Origin of the sequence: Burkholderia latens, assembly GCF_001718795.1 — a bacterium.
GTDB lineage: Bacteria > Pseudomonadota > Gammaproteobacteria > Burkholderiales > Burkholderiaceae > Burkholderia > Burkholderia latens_A.
Map to the genome: position 1 here is coordinate 432,873 of NZ_CP013437.1, position 18,839 is coordinate 451,711.

The 18,839-nt window shown below is 66.5% G+C and carries 10 protein-coding genes; 4 read left to right on the top strand and 6 right to left on the bottom strand.

The window, feature by feature from the left end; all coding sequences use genetic code 11:
* Positions 1-18: 18 nt before the first annotated feature.
* Positions 19-978: an alpha/beta hydrolase gene (locus WK25_RS17540; protein WP_069242225.1), complete on the bottom strand. Its 960-nt coding sequence runs from the start codon at positions 976-978 to the stop codon at positions 19-21.
* Between the two features lie 515 nt (positions 979-1,493).
* On the opposite strand from WK25_RS17540, the gene WK25_RS17545 reads away from it, so the two are divergent.
* On the top strand, positions 1,494-2,108 hold the full coding sequence (locus tag WK25_RS17545) for a DUF2878 domain-containing protein (RefSeq protein ID WP_081011801.1): 615 nt from the start codon (positions 1,494-1,496) through the stop codon (positions 2,106-2,108).
* 91 nt (positions 2,109-2,199) lie between these two features.
* Positions 2,200-3,717: a cryptochrome/photolyase family protein gene (locus WK25_RS17550; RefSeq protein ID WP_069242226.1), complete on the top strand. Its 1,518-nt coding sequence runs from the start codon at positions 2,200-2,202 to the stop codon at positions 3,715-3,717.
* A 129-nt stretch (positions 3,718-3,846) separates the two neighbouring features.
* On the opposite strand, the gene WK25_RS17555 is transcribed toward WK25_RS17550, so the two are convergent.
* On the bottom strand, positions 3,847-6,456 hold the full coding sequence (locus WK25_RS17555; protein ID WP_069242227.1) for a YbcC family protein: 2,610 nt from the start codon (positions 6,454-6,456) through the stop codon (positions 3,847-3,849).
* A gap of 21 nt (positions 6,457-6,477) precedes the next feature.
* The gene (locus WK25_RS17560; RefSeq protein ID WP_059547915.1) at positions 6,478-8,076 is read right to left on the bottom strand and encodes an NADH-quinone oxidoreductase subunit L; all 1,599 of its coding nucleotides are present in this window, start codon (positions 8,074-8,076) and stop codon (positions 6,478-6,480) included.
* A gap of 97 nt (positions 8,077-8,173) precedes the next feature.
* On the opposite strand from WK25_RS17560, the gene WK25_RS17565 reads away from it, so the two are divergent.
* The gene (locus WK25_RS17565) at positions 8,174-9,103 is read left to right on the top strand and encodes a LysR family transcriptional regulator (RefSeq protein WP_038570926.1); all 930 of its coding nucleotides are present in this window, start codon (positions 8,174-8,176) and stop codon (positions 9,101-9,103) included.
* 182 nt (positions 9,104-9,285) lie between these two features.
* On the top strand, positions 9,286-12,942 hold the full coding sequence (locus WK25_RS17570; protein ID WP_069242228.1) for a CheR family methyltransferase: 3,657 nt from the start codon (positions 9,286-9,288) through the stop codon (positions 12,940-12,942).
* Between the two features lie 141 nt (positions 12,943-13,083).
* On the opposite strand, the gene WK25_RS17575 is transcribed toward WK25_RS17570, so the two are convergent.
* From WK25_RS17575 to WK25_RS17585, 3 genes are read right to left on the bottom strand one after another with little or no spacing between them, the layout of a single operon-like run.
* Complete coding sequence (locus tag WK25_RS17575; protein ID WP_069242456.1) at positions 13,084-14,556, bottom strand: efflux transporter outer membrane subunit; 1,473 nt, start codon at positions 14,554-14,556, stop codon at positions 13,084-13,086.
* 47 nt (positions 14,557-14,603) lie between these two features.
* Complete coding sequence (locus tag WK25_RS17580; protein ID WP_059548193.1) at positions 14,604-17,690, bottom strand: efflux RND transporter permease subunit; 3,087 nt, start codon at positions 17,688-17,690, stop codon at positions 14,604-14,606.
* Positions 17,687-18,784 carry an efflux RND transporter periplasmic adaptor subunit gene (locus tag WK25_RS17585; RefSeq protein ID WP_069242229.1) on the bottom strand — a complete coding sequence of 366 codons (1,098 nt, stop codon included), beginning with the start codon at positions 18,782-18,784 and terminating at the stop codon, positions 17,687-17,689. The genes WK25_RS17580 and WK25_RS17585 overlap by 4 nt, the downstream gene beginning before the upstream one ends.
* Between the last annotated feature and the right edge of the window lie 55 nt (positions 18,785-18,839).

Here is an 18,839-nt window from a genome sequence, read left to right on the forward strand (position 1 = left end):
CGCACGCTGCCCCGTCGATCACCGCAGCGACACGGCCGACCGCGCGGCCGCGCCCGATGCCGACACCAGCCCGCTCGCGGCTCCGGCGTGCGACGCCTGCGCGACGCGGCGCACAAACGCGGACAGATCGTCAAGCACCGGCGCTCTTCCGCGCAACGGCGCGCCCAGCACACCGACGATCGTCGCATGGCCGAGGTTCGCGTAACGCATGACCGCGACCGCGTCACCCGCGCTCTGCAACGCGCGCGCAAAGCGGTACGTGTTGCCGGGCTCCACCACCATGTCGTTCTCCGCAACGGCGAGCCACATCGGCGGCTCGGCGCCCTCGATGTATCGGATCGGCTGGCTCGCCGCGCGCACTTCCGCCGGGAAGACCCGTTCGAGCATGGCATCGTGCAGCGGCAGGAAGTCATACGCGCCGGCCAGCCCGATCACGCCCGCAATGTCACGCTTGTGCATCTGCCGGGCAGCCAGATAGCGACCGTCGGTCGCAAGCAAGGCGGCTATCTGTGCGCCCGCCGAATGCCCCATCAGAATCAGGCGACGCGGATCGCCACCGAACGCGCTTGCGTGCGCGCGCGCCCACGCCACCGCTTGCGCGGCGTCGTCGACGAAACCGGGAAAGGTGGTCGCCGGATACGTGCGGTAGTCGGGCAGCACCGCAACGAAGCCTCTTGAGGCCAGGGCCTCGCCCACGAACAGATAGTCCTTGCGCTCACCGGACTGCCAGCTTCCGCCGTAAAAGAACACAACGACCGGGACGCCCGCATCCGAATCGGCCGGCCAGTCGTCCATGACTCGCGTCGGCACATACACGTCGAGCACGTGGCGCTCGCCGGAACCGTACGGAATATCCGCGAACAGGCTGAACGTGTATCGCGGCGACAGCGCGTTCAGGAGCCGCGCCGGCCTGCACGCGGCGAGCAGGCCGACCGCGAGCAGGATCGTCAGCACGGCCAGTCCCACTTTGACGTTCATTCAAATCTCCGTAACGGAAGATTCCGGCCCCCACATGGCGCCTGACACGGGAGTTACGGCCCGCGCGCACAAGCGGATGCATGCGGCGCGCGACAGCGGGCAGCCGCCCTGGCGATGCTGCGATCGAATGCTCATCGTCAGCGTGCCGACCCGCTCGGGCCGCCGGCCGTCCGGACCCGCGGCGTGCGCGAATCCCGGCCAGTCGACTCCGAGCGCGTGCGGATCTTTTTTTCCCAATGGTGCATCCGGACGCAATGCGGCGTCGTAAGAGTAAAACGACACGAAAATCGATCCCGCATGCCGACAATCGCTCCCTGCAAAGCCATCATCCGCCAACGGAACCGCTCGTCTGACGATATCGGGGCCGTGTACGGTGGGCGCATTAGCTGCGACCGTTCCGCGGCGGCGACATCCGCGTGGCGGCCGGGCCTGTGTCGCTCGTTGTCGAGCGCGCCGGCACGCTTTGGCCGGCGCACGCGATGTGGCGCGTACGCCGTTACGCATCCCGCGCGATCATGACAAGTGTCCGAAATCGAGCAACGCCGCGCACGCCCGCGCTGAATGCTCGCACGTGCGTCTATCTCGCGACGACCCAGATCGGGTGGCTCCTGTGCGTGATGACGGCTGCATCGCACCGCGCCGCGTGGGGCGTCGCCTATGCGCTGACGGCAACGGCCGGCCACCTGCTGTTCGCCCGCCGGCCGTCGAGCGAAGCGCGCCTCGTCGTTACGGTGACGGTGACCGGATGGTTATGGGACAGCGCCGTTGCGCATTCCGGCCTGCTCGACTACCCGAACGGCGTGTTGCTCAACGGCACGGCGCCGTATTGGCTCGCGGCGCTGTGGGCGCTGTTCGCGATTCAGCTCAACACGCTGTTGCGCTGGCTCCGGGGGCGGCCGATCATTGCGGCGCTCGTCGGCGCATGCGCCGGTCCGGCGTCCTTTCGGGCGGGTGCGGCGCTCGGCGCCGTTCATTTCGACGCGCCGGCTGCGGCGCTCCTCGTGATCGCAACCGGCTGGGCGTGCATCTTGCCGGCCTCGGTCGCGCTCGGCAGCCATTGGGACGGAATAACGCCCCGTTCTGCGCCGATAGGCGGAAACGAAGGCATGCAGGACGGCCGCGCCCGATAACCGCGTCGAATGAATCGAACCACAAGCATTTCGTGCCCGCGCCGCCTGCGGTCACCCTCACGTCCCTCTTGCCACTTCTCACGTAACCCACATGACAAGCTCCGAATTGCCGTATGAATCCCGCCCCGTCGTCGTATGGTTTCGCGACGACCAGCGGCTCGGCGACAATCCCGCACTGTGTCACGCGGTCGCCAGCGGCCATCCCGTCGTCTGCGTGTACGTGCACGACCCTGCCCCGTCGATTCGCCGCCCGATGGGCGGTGCGCAACGGTGGTGGCTGCACGAATCGCTGGGCAAACTCGATGACGCGCTTTCCGCGCTAGGCGGCTCGCTGATCGTGTTGCGCGGCGACGAACATGAAGCCATCCGCGACTTCGCGGTCGGGATCGGGGCCGCCAAGGTTGTATGGAATCGTCGTTACTCGAAAGCGCAAACCGGAACGGACGCGTCGATCAAACAGGACCTGGTCGGCCGCGGAATCGCTGTATCGACCTTCAATGGCCATCTGCTGCACGAGCCTTGGACGGTGCTGACGCGCGAAGGATTGCCGTACCAGGTATTCAGTGCGTACTGGAGAGCCGCATGTCGCGATGATCTTTCCCCGCCGCCGCCGCTGCCGGCACCCTCGCGGATTGCGTTTTTTCCGGTTCCGCACAACGTCACGCCGCATGTTTGCACGCTTCGCGCGCTCGGGCTCCAGCCGACGTCGCCCGACTGGGCGAGCGGCCTGCGTCTGACCTGGCGCTGCGGCGAGGAAGCCGCCCGGCAGCGACTGGACGCGTTCCTGGAGCACTCGCTGCGCGACTATGCCGACATGCGCGATTTGCCGGCCGCGCATGCAACCAGCAGGCTCTCGCCGTATCTTCGCTTCGGCAACATATCGGTTCGGCAGGTGTGGTATGCGGCATCGTCGGCGGCAAGCGCGATGCAACGCACACGCAAGGCGGATCTTGGCGATCCGCAAAGCGGGCCGTTGAACAAATTCCTCAGCGAAATCGGCTGGCGGGAATTTTCGTATCACTTGCTCTATCATTTCCCGCCGCTGCATCAGGTCAATTTCCGCCGACAGTTCGACTCCATGCCGTGGCGCGACGATCCGAACGCACTGCGCAAATGGCAAACCGGGCACACCGGATACCCGCTTGTCGACGCCGGCATGCGCGAGTTGTGGCACACCGGCTGGATGCACAATCGCGTGCGCATGGTCGCGGCGTCATTTCTTTCGAAGCATTTGCTGATCGACTGGCGCGAAGGCGAAGCATGGTTCTGGGACACGCTGGTCGACGCGGATGAGGCCAGCAATCCCGCGAGCTGGCAGTGGGTTTCGGGAAGCGGCGCCGACGCAGCACCGTATTTCCGGATTTTCAACCCTGTTCTTCAGGGGCAAAAATTCGATCCGCAAGGCGAATACACGCGTCACTGGGTGCCGGAACTGTCGAAGATGTCGGCAGAGAAAATTCATGCGCCGTGGACCGCGTCGGCGGAACAGCTGCACGATGCGTGCGTGAGCCTCGGTCGGACTTATCCGTTTCCTATCGTGGATCACCAGGCCGCGCGCGCGCGTGCGCTTGAATCCGTCAAGCGCGTCGATTCGCAGAAGAATGCGTAGCGGGAAGCTGGCCGCTCAACAGGATTCGGGAGCGGCGTCGGCGTGACGTGGAGCAGCCGAGACTCGAAGGTTGGCCCGCGACACGAACCATGGCTCGCCGCCCGCACGTGCGGGCGACGACGTGCACCGTCAACGCGATTGCCGGGTGGCCGGATCAGCGCCCATCGCCAACGGGTGCCATTGTCGATCGGAAAAACGCAGCAACCCCGTCTCGCCGAAACGCCACAGATGAAGCCAGCCGTGGTCGATCAAATGCCGCACTGTCGGATGCCGGTCGATCACGCGTTCGATCGATTCGCCGGGCGCGTCGATGATCACGGTAAGGCGCAACGGCTCGTGCATCCAGCGCTGGCCATCATGCAGCGACTGTTTCGAAAGGCCGATGCGCAAGTCGCCGCTGTTGCCTTCGAAGACGCCGATATGCCCGCCGACGACGTTGTGAAGGACCTTGTTGCCGCAGCCCATGTGCGCGGGATCGCATGTCGACGCATGGTATTGCCAATTGATCCAGTGCGCGACAAGCATCGGTGCGGTCATCAGCAGTTCCAGCAAGCTGCCGTCCGTATCCTGCGTGAAATCATAGTCGTGCAGGAAGCAGCGGCCGTCGAGCACGGCGCCGTGGCTGCGCGTGCGCGGCCCGATGATGAACGCGGCATTGCCGGCCAGTCCCCACTCGGGGCGAGTCTGAGCGCCGTCGTTCGCGCGTTCGCGAAGGCTGGCCAGCAACCGGCCGCCTTCCATGCGCGGGTCGAGGCCGACACGCACCGCACGCTCGCGGCGCACCTGGTCGCTCGCGTGGCCGAAGACGCTCAGCAGCTTGGCCCAGCGCGCTGCGGCGATCGGGTTGAGGAGGTCGACGTCGAAGCCTTCGATCTCGTCGGTCGTGGTGTTGTGCAGCGCTGCGACGAAAGTCGTGTCGTCGGGCACGTCGATGCCGCGCTGCGCGAGACCTGCGCGCGTCACGCGATCGTTCAGCAGCTGCGCGAGCACGCGTACATTGACTTCCCCGCTTTGGCCGCAGCAGGCGCCGCAGTCGAGCGCCGCGGCATGCGCGTTGTTCGCGCTCTGGCTGGCATGCCCGACCAGCACCACCAGCGGTGCGAGCGATCGCGCGATGCCCATGCCATGCAGGATGCGCGCGGCCAGATCGGCCTTGGCCTGATCGTCGATGCCGACGAGCGCCGGGCGGCAAACCGCCTTGTAACGGGGCGGCAGCCCGGCGAGGTCGTCGCGAACGCGCGGGTTGCGGGACGGCTTCAGCCATTGTCGCAGCTTGCCCAGATAACCGAGCCCCGCGGCCTCGACGAACGAGAACGAGGTGCCCGGCAACCGGGTCGCCGCAGACGCCTGATTCGACAATGCGAACCGCGTGCGGCGGGCCGTGCTCGCAGCTGCCCGCATCGTTCCGCCGCCTTCGCCGGCGGGCCCCGATACCGCATCGGTGACTTCCAGCGACGGTGCGAGCAGGCCGGGAAGCTGCGGGCGGCGCGCCGACGTGGCCAGCGGCGTATAAGCGACCGGCAGCCCGAAGAATCCGGCGAACCCGATCGTCTGGACCGCCGGCCAAATCGACTCGACGGCGCGCCGCAACGGTTCGCTACGAACGTCGATGCAGAACGCGGCCTGGACTTCGATCTCTTCGGCCGGCGTTGCGGCTTCCGGAATCGTCTGCGGCCGGCCGACCGCGCCGAGCCTGCCCGCCAGTTCACGCTGGTAGCCGGCCTCGAACGCCAGTTGCCACACCTCGTCGACGAGCAGCCGCGCCTGCGCGTCCGCCAGCAGCGCAGCCGAATCGCGCCAGTGGCCTTGCACGGCTGCAAACGCGCGGCGTGCCGCCGCATCGTCCTTGCAGTCGAGCAACAGCACGCCCCATGCCAACCGTATTGCGAGCAGATCGCGCAGGTGCTCGTCGGACTCGCCGGCCAACCGGGCCTGCCAGCCGAGGTACGCGCACCACGACGCCCAGCCGTTGACGGTCAGCAGCACCGCCTCCAGATAGTCCGGCCACACGGCTTCGGGCAAACCGAGTCGCTCCAGTACCCACGCTTCGGCCTCCTGTCGCGTGGCGGGCAGCGCCCTGAGCGACTGACCGAGACGCGGCAGGCCCATCAGCACGCCAATGCCGTGATCATGTGAGATCGTGTCGCGCCAGAACGCATAGAGGCTCTGGTCATGATGCGGCCGCCAGTCGGCCTGATGCTCGTCGAAGTAGGCCGCGCAGGTCTGGCTGACCTGATGCGTGATTGCCTGGCGCCACGACAGGCGCTCGTGACGCAATGGATCGTCGTCGAGCACGTCGATCAGCAACGGCAGGCGGGGCAGGTTGAGCGGGCGCGCCAACGCGTCGATGCAGATGCGCTCGGTCATGCCGGCCGCCTGTGCGGCGGGCAGAGCCTGCAATGCATATCGCAAGTCCGCCGGCGCGATGCGCGCGGATTCCCATGCGGATCGGATCTGCTCGCGCGGAGGGAACACCTTGATGTCGGCCAGCACGGCCATCCGCGCGGCAATTTCCCTGACGGGGCGGCCGATGCGTTCCCAGTGAGGATTGACGGCGATCGCGCGATCGAGCGGCCAGGCCGGCGCAATCGACCGGCATGCCGCGTCGCATGCCGCATCGATCCGCTCGCGCGGATATCCCCGGCGGGCGCCGTCGGCGGGATGCGCGCAGCGGCCGGCATCGTTCGCCCGGGGCGCTTCACCGCGCTTGGCGCGTTGTTCGAGTGTTGCAGTGCTCATGTGATTCTCCGGATCAGCGGCTCATCGTTCGGTGAGGCCGGGCGCGCTGCTCGTCGCTGCCGGTCGCGGCGCGTGGGCCGCGTCGTGCGGCGCCCAGCGGGCCGGCCAGATACGCAACGCCAAGCGCGTGTAGAACTCGTCCACATAGAATCCCGCGTAGCTCCAGCGCCGCCACGTCGCAAAGCGGCGCGGGCAGCGTTGCAGCGCCGCCAGGCCGACATAGAGCAGCGCCATGCCCGCGAGCGCGACCGGGCCCGCGACGTTGAACGGCGTATCCGCGACGCCGAGCGGGAGCTTGTGCGCCAGCGCGGCCACCGCCGTATAGCCGGCGATCAGCGTGGCGCCGAAGCCCGCGTGCGTCCACGCGCGGGCGGGCTCGTCTCCTTCAGTCACCGGAATCCACAGCAGCGGCGCCCACGCCAGCGCGAGCACGCCGCTCCACCACCACGGCCAGCTTCCCGTCGGCGCCAGCATCTGCACGAGCATGACGACGACGAGGCTCGCGGCCGGCGCAAGCACCAGGCTCGGTGTGGCTGCGTCGCGCCGGCCGCGCATGATCTGCAGTCGCGTGTTCTGCACCGCCGACGACGCGGAAAGAAACGTATGCGCCTTGTAGAGCGAATGACCGATCAGGTGCAGCGCAGCCAGCTGATACAGGCCGAGGCCGCACTCGAGCACCATGAAGCCCATCTGCGCCACGGTGGACCACGCCAGACGCACCTTGATGCTGATGCGCGTGAGCATGACGAATCCGGCCAGGAACGTGGTGCCGAGCCCGAAACCGACCAGCAGCCAGCGTGCGGCCGGCGCGACGGCGAGCAGCGGTGCGAAGCGCATCAGCAGGTAACCCGCCAGGTTGACGACGCCTGCATGCAGCAGCGCCGACACCGGAGTCGGCGCTTCCATCACCTGGATCAGCCAGCCATGGACCGGGAACAGCGCGGTGCGCAGGACGATCGCGAGCACCAGGCAGACTGCACTCGCCTGCAACGGTGTCGACGCGCCGTACGCGGCAATGTGATCCCGAAGCGCGGCGAACGTGCCGCCGCCCGCCTCCGCCCACGCCAGGCCAGCCGCCGCGAGCAGCAACAGATCGGCCAACCGGTCGACGATCTGCTTCTTGTAGGCTGCCAGTCGCGCGAACGGGCGATCCCGGTAGAAGCACAGCAGATCGCGCAGCCACACGCCGACGCCGGCCCATGCCGCGATCAGCAGCAGCCAGTGACCGGACAGCAACAGCACATGCACGGACGCGAGCACGCCGGCGAATGCAGCGGCGTAACGCGGCTGGCCCGGTTCGCCATGCAGATAGCGCCCGGAGAACACGCCGATCACGGTCCCGAGCAACTGCACCAGCGCGGCCATCCACGCGGCGAGCGGGGTCACTTCGATCCACGCGGTCCACGCGCCGTCGTGAATGTTGGCGGCAGGCGGCGCGGCCGTTGCGAGCACGACCGGCTGGATCAGCGCGACCAGCAACGCGATCGCCGCGAGCCAGTGGAACGGTTTCCACACGGCGCGGCTGTCATCGGGACGGAATCCGAGCAGAGCGGCGGCTGTCGACATCAGCACGGCGGGCGCCAATGCGCAGACGAATGAAACGACGTGGGTGACGGGCATGGCAAACATCTCGCGAAACGATGCGCGCCATGATGTTCGATGCGAATTATTCTGTAAAATATATTCTATAGAACGAAAACATTGATAAAAGAGAACGATGCGGATTGAACATCTGAACTTTCATCACCTGTTCTACTTCTGGCGGGTGGCCCGAACCGGCCATCTGACTCAGGCGGCAGGCGAGCTTCATATCTCTCAATCGGCCCTTTCCGCGCAGATCAGGCAGCTGGAGGACCGGCTGGGCGAGGCGCTGTTCGAGCGCGAAAAGCGGCGGCTGATCCTGACCGACACGGGCCGCATGGTCCTCACGTACGCCGAAAACATTTTCGGCCTTGGGCAGGAGATGCTCGGCAGGCTTCAGGGACGCTCGGAAGGCATGCTGCGATTGCGTGTGGGCAGTGTCGCCACGGTTTCCCGCAACTATCAGGAAAACTGGATCCGGCCGCTTCTGAGCGATCCGGGCGTGACGCTCACGCTCGAGTCGGGGATGCTCGACGGCCTCATCGAGCGGCTGCTGCAGCATCAGCTGGACATCGTGCTGGCGAACGAGCCGCTGCCGTCCGACCCCGACCGACCGCTCCATTGCAGCTTTCTCGGCAGTCAAGCCATCTCGCTGGTGGGGCCGGCGAGCGTCTGGCACGGCCGCAGCTTGCGCGTGCCGGACGACCTGGGCGGCCTCGACGTGGCATTGCCGGGCGCGCGCCATGCGCTGCGGGCCCGCTTCGATGCGTTGTGCGCGTCGGCAAGTGTGAAACCGCGGATCAGGGCGGAGGTCGACGACATGGCGATGTTGCGTCTGATTGCGCGCGACAGCGGATGGCTTACGGTGCTGCCGGAAGTGGTCGTGCAGGACGAGTTACGGCAGGGTATGCTGGTCAGCGTGGGTCAGACGCCGGAACTCCAGGAGCACTTTTACGCGATCACCACGCCCCATCGGCATCGTATTGAACGCCTCGAACAACTGCTTGCGGGCGCAACGCTCTCGGAGGTCGATCCACTCGGTGGTGGACCGGCCGGAGCTTCATAGACACTCACGAGCCGTCGAGCGGCTAGCGCCGCCCAAACTCCATAGGAGACAGGTCGCCGGGGAATGGGGTCGTAGAACGTCTCAATGTCACCGCACACGTCCGTGGTACTTGCGTTGTTGAAGTGTGGAGGTGGCGACGATAGACTCCGTCCCACGTTACTAGCGCAAACAGGAGAACGGCCGTGGGGTCGATTTCGTCGGAGCCACTGCGAGTGGTTGTACTTGGCGGCTCGGCCGGGAGCCTGGACGCTCTGCGCGCGATCGTCGCCGCGCTGCCCCGCGAACCCGGATTCGCCGCACTCGTCATTACACACCTGGATCCCAGCGAGGAAAGTCGGCTGGCCGATATCCTGCAGGCGGATGCGCGCATGCCGGTCGAAAAACTCGCCCATCTCCGGAAAATCGAACACGACCGCGTATACGTGCTGCCCGAAAACGCCGGCGTGATCGCCCTGGACGGCCATTTCAGGCTCACGCGCCGGCAGACCGGGCTGAATCTGCCGATCGATACGTGCCTGGCATCGCTCGCGCAGGATCCCGACGTGAATGGCGCGGTGGTGATTCTTTCCGGCACCGGGCAGGACGGAGCGGCCGGCCTGGTTGACCTGAAGGCCTCCGGCGGCTTCGCTATTGCCCAGCTGCCGCAGACGGCCAATCACACGGGCATGCCCACCGCGGCAATCGATACGGGTCTGGTCGACGAGGTGCTTCCGCCGGAAGACATCGCCGCGTGTCTGACACAGCGCTTCGGCGACCAATCCCGCGGCGACGACACACAGGACACGCAGACGTCCGAAAACGACCCGCTCGCGACCGCAATTTCCATCGTTCAGCAGAGGACGGGCATCAATCTCAGCTACGTCAAGGACGTCAATTTGCGCCGCCGGTTTCTACGCCGCGTCCTGTTGCAGAAAGACCGGGACGTGGACGCTTATCTCCAGCTGCTGCGTAGCGATGCGCGCGAAGCCGAGGCGCTGCGGGACGACATTCTGATCGGCGTGACCGCTTTCTTCCGCGATGCCGAGTTCGTCAACGTGCTGCGCCAGTCCGTCATCCCCGCGCTTCTCGAACTGAAGCGCGATCCAGTGCGTATATGGGTGCCCGCCTGCTCGACCGGTGAAGAGGTCTACACCATTGCCACGTTGTTGAGAGAGGCGCTGGACCGCGAAGCACCGCACCGCCGCGTACAGATCTTCGGCACCGACATCAACGAAGCGTCAATCGAGATTGCACGAGCCGGGCGCTACAGCCTGGCGTCGATCGAGGACGTGCCGGAGCCGTTTCGCGAGTCCACGTTCGCGGCCACTTCGGGCGGCTATGTCGTGCGCAAGTCGATACGCGACATGTGCGTGTTCGCGCGACACAACGTGCTGACGCACGCGCCGTTCTCCGGCATGGACCTGATCAGTTGCCGCAACCTGCTGATCTATCTGCGCAAGGAAGCACAGCAACACGTGCTCGAGGTGCTGCACTACGCGTGCCGGACAGATGGTTTTATGCTCCTCGGGCGCGCCGAAGCAGTGTCGGGCGCGGACGGCTTCGAACACGCTGGCGCGCCGCACCTGTACCGCAAGGTGCCGGCCGGCAAGCGACATCAAGGGGCATTTCCCATCGACGCATTACGGCCGTGGGCGAGCCAGGGCGCCGTGCCATCGGTACGCCGCGCGCAGCAGCCGGACCCGGTTTTGGAAGCAGCCAATCGCGCGGCGCTGGAGCGCTATTCGCCGCCCGGCTTCGTCGTCGACGACAAGGGCGACGTCGTGCACTTCCGCGGCGACGTGTCCGGCTTCGTCGCGCCTGCAAGCGGCGAAGCGTCGCTCGCTCTGCCGCGCCTGCTGCAGCCCGAATTGAACGTGACGGTGCGCACTGCGCTGATCGAGGCCAAGCGAACGAACGAGCCGGTGCGGCGAGAGCGGGTCGCGCTTGGCGACCAGCACTTCGCACTGGAAGTCTTGCCGCTCACAGCCGACGATCTGGTGCCGCATTTCCTGGTCACGATGGCGCGGTTGCCCGACGATGCGTCCACGCGGTATGGCGCGAGTACAGGCGCGAGCGGCGGCAGGGTCCAGGAGCTGGAACGCACGGTGACCACGCTGTCGGACGAACTCGAAGCGACGCAGACGCAGCTCAAAACCGTCGTTGCCGAATTCGAATCCGCCAACGAGGAACTGCGTACCGCCAATGAGGAGATGCTCAGCACCAACGAAGAGTTGCAAAGCGCCAACGAGGAATTGCTGCTGGCCAAGCAAGAGCTCGAGTCGGCCAACCAGGAGCTGGCTTCGCTCAATGACGAGCTGAAGTCGCGCAATCAGCAACTCGATCGCGCGAACGACGACCTCAGCAACCTCGTCGAAGGCATTCCGCTGCCCGTCGTGGTGCTCGACCGACAGTTGCGCTTGCGTCATTTTTCACCGCAAGCCCAAACGCTGTTCGCGTTGTCCGACGATAGCGTCGGACAACCGATGGCACAGCAAAACAGCCTGTTCTCCGCAGCCGATCTCGAACGCGTGGTGCAGTCCGCCGTCCAGGGATTGGCCGATGTGGAGCACGAGTACCAGGACAGCGAAGGCCGCTGGTGGCTGGTCAACGTGCGCGCGTACCGCACCGCAGATGATCGCATCGACGGCGCCGTGCTCGCGTTCCAGGACATCGACGCGCTCAAGCTCGCCCTCGGCACGGCAGAGGCCGCCCGTAGCGAGGCCGAGCGGGCCAATACGGCAAAAGACAACTTCCTCGCACTCGTTTCGCACGAACTGCGCTCGCCGCTGAACGTGATCTCGGGTTGGGCCGCGGTGCTGATGACGGCACGCGAACGCCGCATGCCGACGGACGAGGAATTGAGCCAGCGCGCGGTGACGACCATCCTGCGTCATTGCCAATTGCAGGCCGAATTGATCGACGACCTGCTGGATATCTCGCGCATCTCGTCGGGTCGATTTTCGCTCGACACCAAACCGCTCGACTTCGCCGCGGCCGTACGTACGGTCGTGGAAAGCAATCGGCCTGCCGCGGAAAAAAAGCGCATCACTCTGGTCAGCGCGGGTTTGCAAGGGCGGGCAATCGTCAGCGGCGACGCACGTCGCCTCCAGCAGGTTGCGTCCAATCTGCTCGGCAATGCACTCAAGTTCACGCCCGACGGCGGCCGCGTCGAGGTCGCGTTGACACAACTCGGCACGCTGGTCGAACTCTCGGTCACAGACAACGGCATCGGGGTGAAGGCCGAGTTGCTGCCACGCCTGTTTGATCGCTTCATGCAGTCCGACATCACGCGCACCCGGAATTACGGCGGCCTCGGCCTTGGCCTGTCAATCGTCAAGCATCTGGTCTCGGCACACGGCGGAACGGTGACTGCCAGCAGTGACGGCGAAGGCCGCGGCACGCGCTTGACGGTGCGTCTGCCACTGATGCACGAGACCGTCGTCGAATCGGACATCGTTGTGCCGGCGTCAAACAGTTCGGCGCGTATGGACGGCCTATCGATTCTGCTGGTCGACGACGACGTCCCAGCGCAGGAGGCATTGGCACAGTTGCTGCGCGGTCTGGGTGCACAAGTTCAGACGGCCAACGGTGCGCAAGAAGCGCTCGCCTGTCTGACGGCGGGTTCATTCGACATCCTCATCAGCGACCTGGCCATGCCTGGCGCAGACGGCCATGCACTGTTGCGCAGTGTTCGCGCATACGAAGGCGATCGACGGCGCATCTACGCACTCGCGCTGACGGGGCTCGCTTCGATACACGATCGAGACGCCGCGATCGAAGCGGGCTTTGACGATCATCTGCCGAAGCCGGTCAACCTTCAGCTGCTGATCGAGAAGCTGTCGCTCGGACGAGGCCGGTAAGGGAAGCGGGCAACGCTCGCGGCGACCGCCAGCGCCCCGCTGCGTCAGCCACGATTCGATGTGGTGCTCGGTTCTCCTGCCCGCTTCAATAATGCCAATGTGCTTCTGCGAAGGCATCTTTAAACCCGCTCGCGGAATGTTTTAGTCGGCCGATGCATCCGGCGCGCGCGGCGTCTCGCCGGCGCGTTGAATCCAGCCGCCGCCCAGTGCGCGATACAGGTCGACGAGGTTCGTCCAGCGTACGAGCCGTGCGCTGATCAGCGTCTGCTGCGCCGAGTAGAGATCGGTCTGCGCGGTCAGCACCGACAGATAGCTGTCGACGCCGTTCTTGTAGCGCAGGTCCGACAAGTCGAAGCGGCGCTGCTGCGCGTGCTCGTTGCGCTCGAGCGCCGCGATCTGCTGGTCGTACGTGCCGCGTGCCGCCAGCCCGTCAGACACTTCGCGGAACGCCGACTGGATCGCCTTCTCGTAGTTCGCGATCTCGATGCGCTTTTGCACGTTCGCGAGATTCAGGTTCGCGATGTTCTGCCCGCCTTCGAAGATCGGCATCGTGATCTGCGGCGCGAACGACCACGCCGCCGTGCCGGCCTTGAACAACCCGCCAAGCGTCGGGCTTGCAGTGCCGAACGCGCCCGTCAGCGAGATGCGCGGGAAGAACGCCGCGCGCGCCGCGCCGATGTTCGCGTTCGCGGCGAGCAGCGTCTGCTCGGCCTGCATCACGTCGGGGCGACGCGTGAGCAGATCCGACGGCAGGCCCGCCGGCACGTCCGTGAGCAGGTTCTGCGCGTCGAGCGGCATGCCCGCCGGCAGATCGTCCGGCAGCGGCTCGCCAATCAGCAGCACCAGCGCGTTCAGCGCCTGCGCACGCGCACGCGCCTGCGCCTGCTGGTTCGCGAGCGCCGTTTCGACGACCGTCTGCGCCTGACGCAGGTCGAGCTCGGAGCCCGTACCGTTGTCGAACTGCAGCTTCGTCAGGTCGTACGACGCCTGCGCGGTCTTCAGCGTGTTTTCCGTGACCTTCAGCAGATCCTCGGTCGACAGCAGCGTCAGATATTGGTCCGCGACCTGCGACACGAGCGAGATCTCGGTCGCCTGACGCGCGTACGACGTTGCCAGATACTGTGCGAGCGCCTGGTCCTTCAGGCTCTGCACGCGGCCGAACAGGTCGAGCTCCCACGACGCGGACAGCCCGACGTTGTAGGTGCGCGAGATGTACGGCGCGCCGGTCTGCGACACGCCGCGCGGCACGCGCTGGATGTTGCCGGTGCCCGTACCGTCGAGCGTCGGGAACAGGCCCGCGCGCGTGATCTGGTACTGCGCGCGCGACGCCTCGATGTTCAGCACCGCGACGCGCAGGTCGCGGTTGTTCTTCAGCGCGATCTCGATCAGCCGCTGCAGGCGCGGATCGACGAAGAATTCGCGCCAGCCGATGGCGGTCGCCGCCTGGCCGTTCGCGCTGCGCGCGCCGGCAGCGCCGGGCTGCGTCGCATAGACGCCGCCGGACGGGTATGCCTGCGCGACGGGCGCGTCGGGCCGCGTGTAATGCGGCGCCAGCGTGCAGCCCGCGGCGAACAGCGCGAGCGCCGCAGCGGCCATCATCCGAATTCCACTCATGTTGCCCTCGTTGCGTCCCGTCGCGGCACGCGTTTCAGATTGCACTTTCATACGGTCTCCAGCACGCGGGCGCGCTCGCTGTTCGCCGCCTCGCGATGGCGCTTCGCAATCAGCGTGTACACGGTCGGCAACACGAACAGCGTGAACAGCGTACCGACCAGCATGCCGGTCGACACCGTGATCCCGATCGCGAAGCGGCTGGCCGCGCCCGCGCCGCGCGCGAAAATCAGCGGCACGAGCCCGGCGACCATCGCGGCCGTCGTCATCAGGATCGGCCGCAGCCGCACCGTGGCCGCGTGCTCGATCGCCGCGCGCCGGTCGAGATGCTGCGTGCGTTGCAGCTCGTTCGCAAAGCTCACCATCAGGATCCCATGCTTGGAAATCAGGCCGATCAGCGTCACGAGCCCGATCTGCGTATAGATGTTCAGCGTCGCGAAGCCGAGGTACAGAGGCACCAACGCGCCACACACCGACAGCGGCACCGACACGAGAATCACGAGCGGATCCCGCAGGCTCTCGAACTGCGCGGCGAGCACCAGAAAGATCACGACGAGCGCGAACACGAACGTGACCGTCAGCCGATTGCCTTCCTGCACGTATTGCCGCGATTCGCCGAGCCAGTCGATCTCGTAGCCGGCCGGCAGCGGCTGTTTCTGCAGAAACTCGACCGCTTGCCCCATCGTCACGCCCGGTGCGGCCACCGCCGACAGGGTCGCGGAGTTCAACTGGTTGAACTGCGTGAGCGCGTTCGCCTGGCTGCCGTTCGACACGCGCACGACGGTCGACAGCGCGACCATCTTGCCGCCGCGCGTCTTTACGTAGTAGCGGTTCAGCATGTCCGACGACAGGCGCTCCGCACGCGCGACCTGCGGAATCACGTCGTACGAGCGGCCGTTGTGATCGAAGCGGTTCACGTAGTTCTCGCCCACGAGCACAGCGAGCGTGTCGGCGATGTCCTTCATCGTCACGCCGAGCGCATTCGCCTGGTTACGGTCGATCGTTACGCCGACCGAGCGGCTGTCGAAGGTCAGATCGCTGTCGACCACCGAGAACAGTCCGCTCTTCGACGCGGCAGCCTTCAGTTTGTCCATCGTCGCGAAGATGCTGTTGAAATCGGCGGGCGCGCGCAGCACCATCTGGATCGGCAGGCCGCCGCTCGACGCGGGCAGCGACGGCAGCAGGAACGTGAACACCTGGTCGCCGGCGATCGCGTTGGCGCCCGCCTGCACTCGCGCCTGCAGGTCGGCCGCACTGCGCGTGCGCTTCGACCAGTCGACGAGGTTCACGCCGGCGAAGCCGAGGTTCGCCCCGCCGACGCCGTTCAACACGAAGCTAGTATCCGCTTCCGGCAGCGAGCGGAACACCTTCTCGATCTGCGGCGCGTAGCGTTCGAGGTAGTCCAGATTCGCGTACTGCGGCGCCTTCACCTGCAGCATGATCGAGCCCTGGTCCTCCTGCGGCGCCAGTTCGCGCTTCACGCCGCTGAACAGCAGGCCGATGCCCAGCAGTACGCCCGCTCCGAACACCAGCACCGCCGGCCGCGCGCCGAGGCTCGCGTGCAGCAGGCGCCGGTATCCGTGCGTGACGCGCGAGAGCGTGTGTTCGATCGCCCGCGCTACCCGGCCCTCCGACATCCGGCTGTCGAGCAGCAGCGAGCTCAGCATTGGCGACAGCGTCAACGCGATGACCGCCGACACGCACACCGCCCCTGCGAGCGTAAAAGCGAACTCGCGGAACAGCGAGCCGGTCAGCCCGCCCATCAGCCCGATCGGCGCATACACCGCAACGAGCGTGATCGTCATCACGATCACCGGCGACGCGATCTCGCGCGCGCCGAGCAGCGCCGCACGCGCGGGCGGCTCGCCGGATTCGATGTGCCGGTGAATGTTCTCGACGACGACGATCGCGTCGTCCACGACGAGCCCGATCGCCAGCACCATCGCGAGCAACGTGAGCAGGTTCAGCGAAAAGCCCGCGGCCAACATCAGCGCGGCGGAGCCGACGAGTGCGAGCGGAATCGTCACGACCGGAATCACGACCGCACGGAACGAGCCGAGGAACAGGAAGATGACGACCACGACGATCGCGATCGCCTCGACGATCGTCTCGCGCACCTCGTCGATCGACGCGTTGACGAAGCGCGCGACGTCGAACACGTCGCCGATCCTGATGCTGGCCGGCTTGCTGCGCTCCATCGTCGGCAGCAACGCCTGTACGCCGCGCACGATGTCGAGCGGGTTGCCCGACGGCGTCGCGTTGATCGCGATGTTGACCGCGCGGTGCCCGTTCATCAGCGCGCTCGCGTTGTATTGCTGGCCGCCCAGCTCGATCGTCGCGACGTCGCGCAAGCGCACGAAACTGCCGTTCGCCTCCGATTTCACGACGAGGTTGCCGAACGCGCCGACATCGGTCAGGTCGGTGTTCGCGGAAATGTCGGCAACGGTCAGCGCGCCCTTCAACTGGCCCGGCGCAGCCTGCACATTGTTCGCCTTCAGCGCGGCCGCGACATCGCCGGCCGACAGCCCGTGCGCGGCGAGCCGCGACGCGTCGAGCCAGACGCGCATCGCGAGATTCTGCCCGCCGACGATTTCAGCGGACGCGACGCCGGGCACCGTGGTGACCAGCGGCTGCGCCACGCGCACCACGTAATCGGTGATCTCGGGGATCGACAACGTATCGCTCGAGAAGCCCAGATACATCACGGCCGTGGGCGCGTCGGTCAGCTTGGTGATCACGGAGTCGTACGCGCCTTCGGGCATCTTGTACTTGACCTCCTGCACCTTCGCCATGATTTCCGTCATCGCGCGATCGGCGTTCGCATTCAGGCGCAGCCGCGCCTTCACGACGCTCTTGCCCTGCGTGGACGTCGAGGTCAAATACTCGATGCCGTCCGCGGTCGCGATCGACTGTGCGATCGGCGTCGTCACGAAGCCCTGCATCAACGCCTGCGACGCACCGGGATAGGCCGTCTCGACGCTGATCGTCGCGCTCTCCAGCATCGGGTACTGGCGCACCGGCAGCGCACCGAGCGAGCGCAGGCCCACCAGCAGGATCAGCAGGCTGCAGACGATCGACAGCACCGGCCGCCGCACGAAGATGTCGGTGAAACGCGCGCCTTGCGTGGTCTGGCTCATCGCACCGTCTCCTGTTGTGTGCCGGCATCGGCCAGCGCCTGCACCTTCGCGCCCGGTGCGACGCGCAACTGCCCGGTCGTCACGACCACGTCGCCGGCGCGCAGCCCGTCTTCGATGACGATGCGGCCACGCTCGCGCCCGCCGGCACGCACCTGGCGCACGCGGGCAACGCCGACGCCGCGCCCATCGCGCTGCTCGACCACCACCACGGTATCGCCCGCCTGGGAGGTCTGCACGGCGGTATCCGGCACGCTGATCACCGCGTCGCGGCCAGGCAGCGCCAGATGCGCGTCGATATACATGCCGGGGCGCAGCAACTGGCCGGCATTGACCACCGTGGCCTGCACGGTGATGTTGCGGGTCTCGTCGCCGACCTGCGGCTCGATCGCCGTTACGTGGCCTTCGAAGGTCCGCCCCGGATACGCATCCGTCGTCACGCGCACCGCCTGGCCGAGCGACACGCGGCTCAACTCCTTCTGCGGCACCGTGAAGTTCGCGTACAACACACCGAGATCGGTCAGCGTCGCGATCGGGTCGCCCGGGTTCAGGTACTGGCCGACGTTCACGCGGCGCAAGCCGATCACGCCGGCAAACGGCGCGCGGATCAGCTTTTGCGTAATGACCGCCTGGGTCTCGCGGATATCGGCGCGCGCGGCGTCGAGTTCATAGCGGCGTGCGTCGAATGTCGCCTTCGGCTCGGCGCCGTTCGGCACGAGCTGCGCGGCACGGTCGAACTGCCGGCGCGTATAGTCGGCCTTCGCCTGCAAGCCGGCGAGCTTCGCCTGTTCGGGTGCGTCGTACAGTTGCACGAGCGTTTGTCCGGCGCTCACGCGCGAGCCCGCGACGAACCGGATGTCGACGACGCGACCGGCGACCTCCGGCGCGATGGTCACCTGCCGTACCGCTTCGAGCGAGCCGACCGCCTCGAGCGTCGGCGCATCGGCCTGCGGCTTCACGACGATGGTTTCGACCGGCAACGGCGACGGTGGCGACGCCGGCCGATCGGCGGCCGATACACGTTCCGTGCGCCAAAGGAACAATGCGCCGGACAGGACGATCAACGTGCCTGCGGCAAGGAACACAGAGCGTCTCACCGATCTCTCCTCAATGAATCAGTCATGACATCAGTGTGAGTGGAACCGCCGCCCC

Excerpts from the sequence above, each read along its gene's own strand:
- WK25_RS17550 (WP_069242226.1), top strand. The coding sequence starts at position 2,200 with ATGACAAGCTCCGAATTGCCGTATGAATCCCGCCCCGTCGTCGTATGG.
- WK25_RS17545 (WP_081011801.1), top strand. The coding sequence starts at position 1,494 with ATGACAAGTGTCCGAAATCGAGCAACGCCGCGCACGCCCGCGCTGAAT.
- WK25_RS17565 (WP_038570926.1), top strand. The coding sequence starts at position 8,174 with ATGCGGATTGAACATCTGAACTTTCATCACCTGTTCTACTTCTGGCGG.
- WK25_RS17540 (WP_069242225.1), bottom strand. The coding sequence starts at position 978 with ATGAACGTCAAAGTGGGACTGGCCGTGCTGACGATCCTGCTCGCGGTC.
- WK25_RS17575 (WP_069242456.1), bottom strand. The coding sequence starts at position 14,556 with ATGAGTGGAATTCGGATGATGGCCGCTGCGGCGCTCGCGCTGTTCGCC.
- WK25_RS17580 (WP_059548193.1), bottom strand. The coding sequence starts at position 17,690 with ATGAGCCAGACCACGCAAGGCGCGCGTTTCACCGACATCTTCGTGCGG.
- WK25_RS17560 (WP_059547915.1), bottom strand. The coding sequence starts at position 8,076 with ATGCCCGTCACCCACGTCGTTTCATTCGTCTGCGCATTGGCGCCCGCC.
- WK25_RS17555 (WP_069242227.1), bottom strand. The coding sequence starts at position 6,456 with ATGAGCACTGCAACACTCGAACAACGCGCCAAGCGCGGTGAAGCGCCC.